This is a genomic window from Phycicoccus sp., from assembly GCF_035325325.1.
Lineage (GTDB): Bacteria > Actinomycetota > Actinomycetes > Actinomycetales > Dermatophilaceae > Phycicoccus.
This window is the reverse complement of the sequence record NZ_DAOLAC010000060.1, coordinates 1-12,356: the sequence shown is the minus strand read 5'-3', so window position 1 is coordinate 12,356 and position 12,356 is coordinate 1. Positions and strand designations below refer to the sequence as shown.

Genomic DNA, 12,356 nt, shown 5'->3' with positions numbered 1-12,356 from the left:
GCGGAGGCGGAGGGATTTGAACCCTCGATGGGCGGTTAGCCCAAACCGCATTAGCAGTGCGGCGCCATAGACCGGACTAGGCGACGCCTCCAACGCCTGCACAGGGTAACGGGCGGCGCCGCCCCCGGGCAAAAGCGGCGGGGTGTCGTCGCCCGCGTGCCGGTCGGACGCCCCCGACCCTCCCCGGGGGGGCGTCGCCGGTGGTGCGTGGGCACCCGCTCCTATGAGGCCTCGGGGGCCGGGGTCGTGCCCGCCGGCGACACCGTCGGCTCCGTCCTCCCCGGCGAGTACCGACCGCCCGGGGCGAAGACCCACCAGCGCATCGCGAGGTACTTGACGGCGGTCGCGGCGACGGTGGTGACGGCCACGACGCCGGTCTCGACCCACGTCGGCGCACCGGGCGCCGCGACCCCGAGCAGGGCCAGCCCGCCCGAGGTCATCCCGAGGGTGAGCCCGACGACGAGCAGCCCCTGCACCTGGTGACGAGCCGCCCCCTCCCGGCCGCGGATGCCGAAGGTCCACCGCCGGTTGGCCCATGTGTTGGCGACGGCCGCGAGGAGGAGGGCCACGGCGTTGGCCACCTGGGCCGCACCCAGCACGTGCCGCAGGGCGACGAACCCACCCAGGTGCGCGACGGTGCTCGCCACCCCGACCGCCGCGAAGACGAGCAGCTCGCGCGGGACGGAGCCCGCGAGCCGGCCGGCCCGGGGTCGCCCCTGGCCCACCGTCGCCCGGCGCGCGCCCACGCTCGTCACTGCGCGGTCCCCGTCGGCCGGGTGAGGTCGTAGAACGTCTGGCTGCCGATCGTCACGGGCGTGTAGTGCTCCGAGACCCACGTGTTGATCTGGTCGGCGACGTCCGAGCCGCCCTGCTGGCCGCGGAACCCGCCACCGAAGAGGAAGTAGTGGATGCGCCCGTCGGCGACGTCCTGCTGGAACTCGGCGAGGGTGGGGGACGGGTCCGAGCCGTTGAACCCGCCGATCGCCATGACCGGCAGCTCGGTCGCCAGCTGGAGCCCGGCCGCGTTCTGCGAGCCCACCGCCGCGGCGACCCAGGTGAAGCTGTCGGCATCGGCCTGCAGGGCCTGGACGACCGCTGCGTCCGGGGTCGTGGCGTCGAGCAGGCCGTTCATCCCGCCGCCCGGGCCGCGCGTCGTGCCCTGGCCCTGAGCGGTGCCGCCCTGACCGTTGCCGCCCGGGCCGGTGGTGCCGTTGCCGAAGGGCGAGGTGCCACCGTTCGGGTTGGTCCGGGTCGTGCCGCCGGGAGCGGTGCCCCCGCCGAGGCCACCGCCCGGGGGCGTGCCGCCACCGCCACCGGGACCGCCGCCCGGTCCACCCGTCGACGGACCTGCGGTGACGATGGACCCGCTGTGCCCGGTCGAGAGGGTCGTCGCCGCGTAGGCGGCGGGGCCGGCGAGTCCGGCGACGATCGCCATCCCGGCGACGGCGACGAGGGCCCGGCGGTGCAGGCGTCCGACGACGAGGAGGAGGAGGGTGGCGGCCAGCCCCAGGGCGAGGACCGCGAAACGCAGCCAGCCGCCGTAGGCGGTCGTGCGGGAGAGGAGGACGAAGGCCCACACGCTGCCTGCGGCCGTCCCCGCGGCGAGGGTCAGTGCGCCGAGCGTGTCGTGGCGGCGCTCCCACGCCTCGCCCGCGCCGAGCCCGACGAGCCCGGCGATCTGCGGCGCGAGGGCGACCGTGTAGTACTCGTGGAAGATGCCCTGCATGAGCGAGAAGACGAGGACCGTCGCCACGAGCCACAGCCCGAGCGCGAGGTAGGCCGCACGGCGCAGGTCCGTCCGGGGCGCGCGGCCGCGCATCGCCAGGCCACCGACGAGGAAGACGAGAGCGGCCGGCAGCAGCCACGAGATCTGGCCACCCACCGAGGAGTCGAACATCCGGAGGAGGCCGTTGCCGCCGGAGAACGGTCCGCCGCCCCCGCCGCCGACGCGCCCGACCTCGGAGCCGTCGAGGCGGCCCAGGCCGTTGTAGCCGAAGGTCAGCTCCAGGAACGAGTTCGTCTGGCTGCCACCGATGTACGGACGCATTGACGCCGGGACCAGCTCGACGACGGCGACCCACCAACCGGCGGAGACGACGAACGCGGCCGCGGAGAGCAGCCCACCGACGAGGCGACGGCGCCATGGGGTCCTCGCGCAGAGCAGCCACACGACGGCGACGGCCGGCACGACGAGGAGCACCTGCAGGCTCTTGGTGAGGAAGCCGAGGCCGGTGAACACGCCGGCGAGGGCGATCCACCGGTACGAGCCGGCCTCGACCGCGCGCAGGGTCGCCCACACGGCGAGGGCCATGAGGAGGGTGAGCAGCGCATCCGGGTTGTTGAACCGGAACATGAGCACCGCGACGGGGGTGAGCGCCAGCGCCGTCCCCGCGAGCAGGGCCGCGCCGTGTCCGACGCGGCGGCGGACCGTCGCGTGGACGACGGCGACGGTGCCGACCCCCATGAGCACCTGGGGAAGCAGCATCGCGAACGAGCTGAGCCCGAGCAGTCGGACCGACAGGGCCATCACCCAGAGGGAGGCCGGCGGCTTGTCGACGGTGATGGCGTTGCCACCGTCGAAGCTGCCGAAGAAGAAGGCCTTCCACGAGACGCTTCCCGCCTGGACCGCCGCCGAGTAGAAGCTGTTGGCCCAGCCGCTCGAGGTGAGGTTGTAGAGGTAGGCGGCCGTCGTGGCGACGAGGAGGCCCAGCAGCGCCGGTCGGGCCCAGGCGGGGTCGTCCGCCGGGCCTCGGAGCACGCGGGCGAAGCGGCCGCGGCCGACCCCGGAGACGCCCGTCCCGGGAGGGGTGGGCGCCGGGGTCCCGGGGGGCCGGGCGGCCTCGGGGGCAGGGGCGGGGCGGAGGGTCGCGGTGTCCATGGCTCCACGGTCGGCCCGCCCGCTGTGGCCGCCCTGTGGGACGTCTGTCGGGCCCCGCTGACTTCCGGCGCCGGGGTGCGAGGATGACCCCGTGAGCGACGCGATCGTCCGTCCCGCCCGCCCCGACGAGCTCGACGCGGTCGGCCGGCTGACCCTCGGCGCCTACGCCGCCGACGGTGGCATCACGCCGGAGAGTCCCTACGCGGCAACGCTCCTCGACGCCGGCGCGCGGGCCCGGGATGCCGTCCTCCTCGTCGCGGCAGCCGGCGACGAGCTGCTCGGCACGGTCACCTTCGTGCGGCCGGGCACGCCGTTCGCCGAGATCGGCGGCCCGGACGAGGCGGAGGTGCGTACCCTCGCGGTCGCCCCGGCCGCTCGTGGCCGCGGGGTGGGGCGGCTGCTCAGCGACGAGTGCGTCCGGCTGGCCCGGGACGAGGGCTGCCGCGCGGTCGTCCTCTCGAGTGGCACGTGGATGACCACGGCTCACCGCCTCTACGAACGGATGGGCTTCGTGCGGGAGCCGGAGCGCGACTGGAGCCCGAGTCCGGGCGTCGAGCTCCTCGCCTACCGCCTCCCGCTCTGACCGCTGCCCCCTCCCGGCGGCCGGGTCGGGGTCAGGCGGTGGGGAGGAGGACGGAGAAGGTCGTCGTGCCCGGCTCGGAGCTGACCTCGACGCGACCACCGTGCGCCTGACCCACGGCGGCGACGATGGACAGCCCGAGCCCGGTCGAGCCGTTGGCCCGGCTGCGCGAGTCGTCGCCCCGGGTGAACCGCTCGAAGACCTTCGGCTGGAGGTCTGGCGGGATGCCGGGACCGTTGTCGGACACCGAGATGCGCACCATCCTGCCCTCCGGGCGCAGCCGTGTCACGACGCGCGTACCCGACGGCGTGTGGGTGCGGGCGTTGGCCAGGAGGTTGGCGAGGATCTGGTGGAGCCGGGCGCCGTCACCGGTGACCTCGACCGGGTCCTCGGGCAGGTCGAGCTCCCAGGCGTGGTCGGGTGAGGCCGCGTGGGCGTCGCTCACCGCGTTCATCGCGAGGAGGCTGAGGTCGACCGGTTCACGCTCGAGGGGGCGTCCGGAGTCGAGCCGGGCCAGCAGCAGCAGGTCCTCGACCAGCTCCTGCATGCGCAGCGCCTCGGACTCGACCCGCCCGATGGCGTGGGACACGTTCTCCGGCACCGGCTCCCGCTCGCGACGGGTCAGCTCGGCGTACCCGCGGATGGACGCGAGCGGGGTGCGCAGCTCGTGCGAGGCGTCGGCGACGAACTGTCGCACGCGCATCTCGCTGTCCTGCCGGGCCCGGAGCGCCTGCTCGACGTCGTCGAGCATCGTGTTGAGGGCCAGGCCGACCTGGCCGACCTCGGTCCGTCCGTCGGCGTCCTCCTCGGGCACCCGGACCGCGAGCGAGACGTCGCCGGAGTCGAGCTGGAGGGACGAGACCTGGCGGGCGGTCGCCGCCACCCGGTCGAGCGGCGCGAGGCTGCGGCGGACGACGACCGCTCCGCCGGCCCCGACGAGGACGAGCCCGATGCCCGTGCCGGCGACGACGAGCGCGAGCAGCTTGCCGAGCAGCTGGTCGACCGGCCGGGTGGAGACGCCGACGATGAAGCGGCCGCCGTCCCGGAGCGTGCGGGCGGTGACGAGGTACTCGCCGAGGTCGTTGCCGACGTCGACCCGCACGACCTCGGTGCCGTCGACGGCGTCGGCGACCTGCGCGATCTGGCTCGTGCTGAGGACACCGTCCCGGCCGGTGGAGAGGAGGACCTGGTTGAGCGGGTACCCGCTCGGGTCGGTGGCCACCGCGCCGTCGCTGGTCAGGCCCAGCACGAGGGTGTTGTCGCCACCCGGAGCCCCGGGCGGGCCCCCGCCGTGCCGGCCGTCGCCGTCGCCGTCGGTGTCGATGACGCCGCGGCGGTCCGCGGTCCGGCCGAGGGCGTTCTGCAGGTCCTTGGTCAGCTGGGCGTCGAGGTAGCGCCGCGTCTCGAGGACGGTGAGCGCGCTCGTCGCGAGCATGACGACGAGGAAGAGGACGAGCACGCCGGCGAGCAGCTTCGTGCGCAGCGTCCAGCGGGAGGGCTGGTACGCCGCGTCGAGCACCCGGAGGCGACGGGTCATCGGGTCACTCGGCCGGCTTGAGGACGTAGCCGACGCCGCGCATCGTGTGGATCATCGGCGTGCGGCCCGCGTCGATCTTCTTGCGCAGGTAGGAGATGTACAGCTCGACGACGTTCGCCTGGCCACCGAAGTCGTAGTTCCAGACGCGGTCGAGGATCTGGGCCTTCGAGAGCACCCGCTTCGGGTTGCGCATGAGGTAGCGGAGCAGCTCGAACTCGGTCGCGGTGAGCTGCACCTCGAGGCCGCCACGGGTCACCTCGTGGCTGTCCTCGTCGAGGGTGAGGTCTCCGACGACGAGGAGCGAGTCGCTCTCGGCCGCCGCGACCACCGTGCGCCGCATCAGGGCGCGCAGCCGGGCGACGACCTCCTCGAGGCTGAACGGCTTGGTCACGTAGTCGTCGCCGCCGGCGGTCAGGCCCGCGACGCGGTCCTCGACGGCGTCCTTGGCCGTGAGGAAGAGCACCGGCACGTTGGGGTCGTCGCCCCGCATCCGGCGCAGCACCTCCATCCCGTCGAAGTCCGGCAGCATCATGTCGAGGACCACGGCGTCGGGGGCGAACTCCTTCGCGGCCCGGACCGCCTGGATGCCGCTCGCGGCGCTGCGCACCTCCCAGCCCTCGTAGCGCAGGGCCATCGAGAGGAGCTCGGTGAGGTTGGGCTCGTCGTCGACGACGAGGACGCGCACCGGGCTGCCGTCGAGACGGGACAGGGCGGGAGCAGCGGCGGGCTGCTGGCGGGTCGGCATGCGACCAGTCTGTGTGGAGCCGCTGGGTCGATCCGATGCGTCACCTGTGCGCTCCCTGTGGGCCACGCCTTCCCGTTGCCAGGCGCGTGCCGGGCCCGCCACAGGTCGGGCACAGGTGGCGCTGTCACGGTGCCGCGAGCACCCACCTGACGAAGGAGCCCACCGATGAGCGAGCGCCGCGACGACGAGCACCCCGGGGCGCCCGGGACCGGACCCACCGACGAGACCGCCGCGATGCCCGTCGCCGGCGAGACCCGCGAGCAGCCGGCCGCGGGGCCGCCGCCCACCTCGCCCATTCCCGGGTGGGCGAGCGCGCCGGGCGCGTCGAGCGCCGCCCACCGGGTCGACCCGGGGCGGCCGACGCCGCCCGCCGGGTGGCCGGGGGCGGGCGTCCCCGTGGCTGCCGCGGCCCCGGCCGCGCAGGACGACTTCTCCTGGCGCCGACCGTGGTCCGGCTGGTCCGCCCCGGCCCGGTGGTCCGGCCGGCGCACCGTCGTCGCGCTCGTCGCGGCGCTCGGCATCGGGGCGCTCGGCGCGGTCGGGGCCACGGCGGCCATCGCCCAGTCCGACGACGCCGGCCGTGGCGAGGTCGGGCACGGCCAGTTCGGAGGTCGCGGCCAGTTCGGGGGTGGACAGGGACAGCTCCCGGGCGGTCCGCGGGATCGCGACGACCACCACGGCTTCGGCGACCGCGACGGCGACCACGGCGGGCTCCCCGGCGGGCCGGGCCAGGGGCAGGTCCCCGGTCAGCAGGGTGGCGGGTCGACGACCCCGGGTGACGCGAACGGCACCGCGCCGACCATCTGAGCCCACGACGGGGCTCCGCCGACGTGCGATCCGGAGGGGCCCCGTCGTGCCGTCGGATCAAGCCTGCCCGACGTGCTCCTCGAGCGTGTCCAACTCGGCCGCGAGCTCGGCCGGCAGCCGGTCGCCGATCTTCGCGAACCACTCGCGGATGAGCGGGAGCTCGGCGCGCCAGTCCTCGACGTCGACGCGCAACGCCTTGGCGACCTGCTCCTCGCTCATCGCCAGGCCCGTCGTGTCGAGGGCGCCCGGTGCCGGGACGAGCCCGACCGGCGTCTCGACGGCGTCAGCGGTGCCGTCGAGCCGCTCGACGACCCACTTGAGGACGCGCGCGTTGTCGCCGTAGCCGGGCCAGAGGAAGGAGCCGTCCTCGTCGTCGCGACGGAACCAGTTGACCTGGAAGATCTTCGGCAGCTTCGCCGGGTCCGCCTTCGCGCCGATGTCGAGCCAGTGCTGCATGTAGTCGCCGGCGTGGTAGCCGATGAAGGGCAGCATCGCCATCGGGTCGCGGCGGACGACACCGACCGCACCGGTCGCCGCGGCGGTCGTCTCGGAGGAGAGCGTCGCACCCACGAACACGCCGTGCGTCCAGTCCCGCGACTCGTAGACGAGCGGCACCGTCGTCTTGCGGCGCCCGCCGAAGAGGATCGCGTCGATCGGCACGCCGTCCGGGTTGTCGTACTCGGCGGCGATCATCGGGGTTTGCTTGGCCGGCGTCGTGAAGCGGCTGTTCGGGTGGCTGCTCGGCACCCCGGACTCCGGCGTCCAGTCGTTGCCCTTCCAGTCGGTGAGGTGCGACGGCGGGGCCTCGGTCAGGCCCTCCCACCACACGTCGCCGTCGTCGGTCAGGGCGACGTTGGTGAAGATCGAGTTGCCCTGCTCGATGGTCCGCACGGCCTGGGGGTTGGTGTGCATCCCGGTGCCCGGTGCGACGCCGAAGAGGCCGAACTCGGGGTTGACCGCGTAGAGCCGGCCGTCCGGGCCGAACCGCATCCAGGCGATGTCGTCGCCGACCATCTCGGCGCTCCAGCCCTCGAGGGTCGGCTCGATCATCGCGAGGTTGGTCTTGCCGCACTGGCTCGGGAAGGCGCCGGCGACGTAGTGCGTGCGGCCCTCGGGCGAGGTGAGCTTGAGGATGAGCATGTGCTCGGCCATCCAGCCCTCGTCACGGGCCATCGCCGAGGCGATGCGCAGGGCGTAGCACTTCTTGCCGAGGAGCGCGTTGCCGCCGTAGCCGCTGCCGTAGGACCAGATCTCGCGGGTCTCGGGGAAGTGGGCGATGTACTTGGTGTCGCTGCACGGCCACGGCACGTCGGGCCGGCCGTCGACGAGCGGCGCGCCGACCGAGTGCAGGCCCTTGACGAACGGCGCGTCCAGCGCCTCCATCGTCGCGAGGACCGGGGTGCCGATGCGCGCCATGATCCGCATGTTGGTCACGACGTAGGCGGAGTCGGTGATCTCCACGCCGAACATCGGGACGGTCGCGTCGAGGTGGCCCATGACGAACGGGATGACGTACATCGTGCGGCCGCGCATGCAGCCTCGGTACAGGTCGGCCATCGTCGCCTTGAGCTCGGCGGGGTCGACCCAGTTGTTCGTCGGGCCGGCGTCCTCCTGGCGCTCGGACGCGATGAAGGTGCGGTCCTCGACGCGGGCGACGTCGGTCGGGTCGGACTGGCAGAGGAAGGAGTTCGGCTTCTTCGACGGGTCGAGGCGCACGAACGTGCCGGACTCGACGAGCTGGTCGGTCAGCCGCTCCCACTCCTCCTGGGAGCCGTCGCACCACACGACCGCGTCCGGCTCGGTGAGGGCGGCGACCTCGTCGACCCAGTCCTGCAGGGCCGCGTGGCTGGTGCCGCGGGATCTCGTCGTCTCGAGGGTGGTCATGGTCGTTCCTTCCGCCGGGTGCCGGTGTGCTCGACCCCTTGTCGCGACGGGCGACCGAACGCTGTCGGAGGCGGAACCTCGGGCGCCCATCGCTGGGAGCCTCAGCTCCACGGTAGGGCCGCAGGCGGAGTGCGCGGGACCCCTTGTGAAGGTTTTCACAAGGGGTCCGCTGCGGGTCCTGGTCGGGCGGCGGCCCGACCGATTTCTCGTCCCGGCGGCCGCTCCGGTAGTCTGCACAGTCGTTGCGCGCGAGCGCACCGGGCGCCCGTAGCTCAACGGATAGAGCATCTGACTACGGATCAGAAGGTTAGGGGTTCGAATCCCTTCGGGCGCGCACTGTGTTGAGACAGTCCGAAGAGGCCCGACCAGCGGAAACGCCGGTCGGGCCTCTTCCGTGTGGCGGCTCCGACGTTCGGCGGCCACGGCCCATGACAGCAGCCCTGACAGCAACGGGGCGCCCGCGGAGCGGTCGTTCATGCGCCGAACACCCCGTCGAGGGCATCGGCCGCCGACCTCAGCGACGACGGCATGACGTGGCCGTAGAGGTCAGTGGTCATGCTCAGCTGACTGTGACCCAGCAGCTCCATCACCACTCGCGGCGACACGCCCTGAGCCAGCAGCAGCGACGCGCACGTGTGCCGCAGGTCGTGGAACCGGATCCTTCGCAGACCTGCCCGGGACACCGCTTGGTCGAGGAAGCGGTTGAGGTTGCGCGGCTCGATCATCGTTCCCCGACCCGTGGTGAAGACCAGCCCGCTCTCCTGCCACATCTCGCCGGCGGCGGCCCGCTCCTCGTCCTGCGCCTCGCGGTGTCGAACGAGAACGTCCGCCAGTGTGTGGGGGAGAGGAACAACCCGACGGCTCCGGGCGGTCTTCGGTGCTCCGACGACGAGACCCACCCCGTGACCGAGTCGCTGCGCTGTCGCCCGCACCCGGACCAGAGCCGCGTCGAGGTCGACGTCGTCCCACCGGAGCGCCAGCAGCTCACCCTTGCGTAGCCCGAGGGCGACACCGACCGCGAAGAGCGCATGGAGGCGGTGCCCCTCGAGCGATGTCAGGAACCGCTTCGCCTCGTCGGCCGTCCACGGCACGATCTCAGCCCGCTCGACCCGAGGGCCGCGCACCAGGGCGGCCACGTTCCGGTGCACGAGCTGTTCCCGCTCCGCGTCGGCGAGCATGGAGCGCAGGACCGCGCGGGTCAGCTGCACCGTCCGCGGTGACACACCGGACTCAGAGACGGCTCCCAACATCTCCCGGACGTGATGCGGGGCGAGCGCCACCAAGCGCAGCCGGCCCACTCTCGGCAGGACGTACCGCTCGAGGACCCACCGGTAGTTGCTCACCGTCGCCGGCTTCAACCCGCCCGACGCCAGCTGCTGGACCCACGAGTCGGCGAACTCCCGAACCGTGATCGTGACCGGCGCGGCCGGGACGTGCTGCTCGTTCAACCGCACCAGGTCGGCGACCTTCCCCGCGACCTCGATGCGCGAGGACCCGTAGACCTGGCGACGCTGCCGACCGCCGTCCCGGTTGAAGACGTACACCGCTCCGGTCCAGCGCCCGTCCTTCCGCTGGTAGATCGAACCCTCGCCATTCGCTCGGCGACTCACGCCGACTCCGCCTCCTCCGCGATCCGATCGACGTATGCGCGCACCGCCGACACCGGCACCCGGCGAGTCCGGCCGATCTTCACGCTCACCAATGTCCGGCGACGCATGAGGTCGTACACGGCCGACTTCCCGATGTTCAGCATCTCCGCGACCTCCTCCACCCGGAGGAGCAGCTTCTCTTCCATGACCTTCTCCTGTCTTATAACGGTTTTCGCCCCTTACTCGTCGCTTCGGTTCTTGCGTCCGCTCGCCACTGGTCGTACTCCCGGGCCCGGGCCGCCGCGGCCAGGGCGAGGGCTTCTTCGGCGGCGTCGCGCCAGCCGGTGCCGAGGTAGGTCCAGGAGCCGATGACGACGGTGGTCTCGTCCTCGTCGTCGGCCAAGAGCCGGCGCTCGAGGTCGCGGGTGTCGATGGGTTCCCCGGTGCGGGCGGACTCGGCCGTGATCCGCTGCCAGCGCACCCGTGCTCGGCGCAATGCTCCGAGGGTGACCGAGTAGCGGCGGGACTTGGTACCGAAGTGGCCGCGGAAACCGAGCATGTGCACCCACCGGCTCATCCGCTGGTAGTCGTGGTCCTCGCCCTGGTGGCGCGCTGCGCGGTCTGCCAGGTCAGCGCAGGCGGCGCGCAGGGCCGCGATGTGGCGGCGGTGTTGTCCTTCGCCGTGGAGGCCGGAGACGTCCTTGGTGGCGTACTTCGCGAGGTAGCCGGCCACCTGGCCCGGCGTGAGGGCCGCGTTCGGGTCGTCGACCCGGTGGCCGGCGGTGACCACGCGCACGTCGAGCTGAGCACCCCAGGCCAGGACGCGGGGGCTGTCGTCGGCGTCGACGGGCTCGGCCAGAACGGTCACGCCCGGCACTGTGTCGCGAACCAGGGCGGCCAGGGTCGGGCCGTCGAGGGCAGGAGGCGCGGGCGCGCCGATCCCGGCTGCGGCGGGTCCGTCGAGGCGGATCAGGGCGTGGAAGTGGACCAGACCGCGGTCCTGGTACTCCGCGACCTTGGCGTACTGGACCGACACGCGCTCTCCCAAGGCGGACTCCGTCACGCCGAGGTGCCCGGCGACGGCTCGGCGGAGGGCGATGGTCGTGCGACGCCACAGCTCGGGGGCGTGCCACTGCCACATGGCTGCCGAGGTGGTGTCGTAACAGTCCGGGCACAGCGGTGCCCCCGAGCGCGAGTCGCCGGGCTCGTGGACGGTGGTGCACCACTGCGGGCGTGCGTGCGCGCAGCGGGTCCGGTCGTCCCGACGTCGCGGACGACACGGTCTCCCGCCGCGGTGACCGTGGACGAGCCCGAACGAGGGGGCGGTGAAGGTCGCGAACAGAAGCGGGTTGTCCGCCACCCGCTCGGGGACCGTCTTGCCACCGGCAACTCCGGCGCTGATGAGGGCGAAGGTGTCGCGGGCGTAGGTGCGTGAGCACGTCGGGCAGACGTGGGCGCGACGGTTGCCGCACGGCCGGTACAGCACCCCCAGCGGGGCATCGGCCGAGCGGAACGTCGAGAGCACCTCCCCAGTGCGGGCGTCGACCGTTGTCGAGGACCCGGCCAGCCGGACCGGGCGGGCGCAGTTGTGCACCGCGGCGAGGGTGTCGCACAAGGCATTAGCGGTGCCCTCCCGGAAGCGTTCGACCAGCCCGGTCAGATCCAGCCCGGCGTCGAGCTCCAGGGGCGCGTCCTCACCGAAGCCAGAGAACTCCGAGCGGGTGCACGGGTCAGCGGGGTGGGTCACGGTGGCCACCCCTTTCCGGAGGGTGTGCCGGGCGACTAGTGCGACCCCGTCACCCGGCACACCCGGTCCAGGGCGGCCAGATCGCCGATCACGTCTCTAAGCCCCTGGGGGTCGCTCAGGAGACGAAGTAGCAGGCGCGAAAGGGAGTCATGTGCGGCGAAGATTGTGTGCGACCACTGGCCAGGGTGGGGAGCCGACCCCCAGGTGTTTGCCATCGAGTTTGGGTGTGCACCTGCTTGCTTCCACCAATGTGACGCCCAGGAGATCCTTCGTTCAAGAAGAAGCCGATCTCAGCTGCTCGGAATCGGGTCCTTCGCAGGGAAGGCAAGGCGGCGCTCAACGTTCGCACATGCCGATGAGCGCCAGTTCCTGCGTCGTCACGGTGGTGACGCGGAACCCTGATCCATGACGCGGATGCATCCGCGTCCGGCGCCAACTTCCGCGTCATCCCAGTGACGGCGCGGTTGTACGGCCGGACGTACTCATCTGCCGCGCTCTCTACGTCCTGGTGAAGGGGTCGCGCCCAGGCAATTGGGGCTCTTCACGGATGAGCGTGGGTCGGGATCTGTAGTCCTCCGGCGATGAGGAG

Annotated in this window: 10 protein-coding genes and 2 tRNA genes; 3 read left to right on the top strand and 9 right to left on the bottom strand. The window is 72.8% G+C overall.

The window, feature by feature from the left end; translation table 11 throughout:
• Position 1: 1 nt before the first annotated feature.
• From PKA89_RS19865 to PKA89_RS19855, 3 genes are all read right to left on the bottom strand, one after another.
• Positions 2–91, bottom strand: a tRNA-Ser gene (locus tag PKA89_RS19865).
• A gap of 130 nt (positions 92–221) precedes the next feature.
• The gene (locus PKA89_RS19860; RefSeq protein ID WP_324422525.1) at positions 222–755 is read right to left on the bottom strand and encodes a GtrA family protein; all 534 of its coding nucleotides are present in this window, start codon (positions 753–755) and stop codon (positions 222–224) included.
• The gene (locus PKA89_RS19855; protein WP_324422523.1) at positions 752–2,878 is read right to left on the bottom strand and encodes a glycosyltransferase family 39 protein; all 2,127 of its coding nucleotides are present in this window, start codon (positions 2,876–2,878) and stop codon (positions 752–754) included. Before PKA89_RS19855 ends, PKA89_RS19860 begins: the two co-directional genes overlap by 4 nt.
• 91 nt (positions 2,879–2,969) lie before the next feature.
• Here PKA89_RS19855 and PKA89_RS19850 point away from each other — a divergent pair, with 91 nt between their 5' ends.
• Positions 2,970–3,461: a GNAT family N-acetyltransferase gene (locus tag PKA89_RS19850; protein WP_324422521.1), complete on the top strand. Its 492-nt coding sequence runs from the start codon at positions 2,970–2,972 to the stop codon at positions 3,459–3,461.
• Between the two features lie 31 nt (positions 3,462–3,492).
• Here PKA89_RS19850 and PKA89_RS19845 read toward each other — a convergent pair whose 3' ends face one another.
• Positions 3,493–4,995: an ATP-binding protein gene (locus PKA89_RS19845; protein ID WP_324422519.1), complete on the bottom strand. Its 1,503-nt coding sequence runs from the start codon at positions 4,993–4,995 to the stop codon at positions 3,493–3,495.
• Between the two features lie 4 nt (positions 4,996–4,999).
• Positions 5,000–5,740, bottom strand: coding sequence for a response regulator transcription factor (locus PKA89_RS19840; RefSeq protein ID WP_324422517.1), 741 nt, complete (start codon positions 5,738–5,740; stop codon positions 5,000–5,002).
• Positions 5,741–5,905: 165 nt separating this feature from the next.
• Between PKA89_RS19840 and PKA89_RS19835 the strand changes: the two genes are divergently transcribed.
• Positions 5,906–6,547 (top strand): hypothetical protein, encoded by a 642-nt coding sequence (locus PKA89_RS19835; protein WP_324422515.1) that lies wholly within the window; start codon positions 5,906–5,908, stop codon positions 6,545–6,547.
• 57 nt (positions 6,548–6,604) lie between these two features.
• On the opposite strand, the gene PKA89_RS19830 is transcribed toward PKA89_RS19835, so the two are convergent.
• Positions 6,605–8,431 carry a phosphoenolpyruvate carboxykinase (GTP) gene (locus PKA89_RS19830; RefSeq protein ID WP_324422513.1) on the bottom strand — a complete coding sequence of 609 codons (1,827 nt, stop codon included), beginning with the start codon at positions 8,429–8,431 and terminating at the stop codon, positions 6,605–6,607.
• A 261-nt stretch (positions 8,432–8,692) separates the two neighbouring features.
• On the opposite strand from PKA89_RS19830, the gene PKA89_RS19825 reads away from it, so the two are divergent.
• Positions 8,693–8,765 (top strand) — tRNA-Arg (locus PKA89_RS19825).
• Positions 8,766–8,904: 139 nt separating this feature from the next.
• Here PKA89_RS19825 and PKA89_RS19820 read toward each other — a convergent pair.
• The 3 genes from PKA89_RS19820 to PKA89_RS19810 are packed head-to-tail and all read right to left on the bottom strand — an operon-like array spanning position 8,905 to position 11,767.
• Positions 8,905–10,041 carry a site-specific integrase gene (locus PKA89_RS19820; RefSeq protein WP_324422511.1) on the bottom strand — a complete coding sequence of 379 codons (1,137 nt, stop codon included), beginning with the start codon at positions 10,039–10,041 and terminating at the stop codon, positions 8,905–8,907.
• Complete coding sequence (locus PKA89_RS19815; protein WP_324422509.1) at positions 10,038–10,226, bottom strand: helix-turn-helix domain-containing protein; 189 nt, start codon at positions 10,224–10,226, stop codon at positions 10,038–10,040. Before PKA89_RS19815 ends, PKA89_RS19820 begins: the two co-directional genes overlap by 4 nt.
• A gap of 14 nt (positions 10,227–10,240) precedes the next feature.
• The gene (locus PKA89_RS19810; protein ID WP_324422507.1) at positions 10,241–11,767 is read right to left on the bottom strand and encodes a replication initiator; all 1,527 of its coding nucleotides are present in this window, start codon (positions 11,765–11,767) and stop codon (positions 10,241–10,243) included.
• Positions 11,768–12,356: the final 589 nt, after the last annotated feature.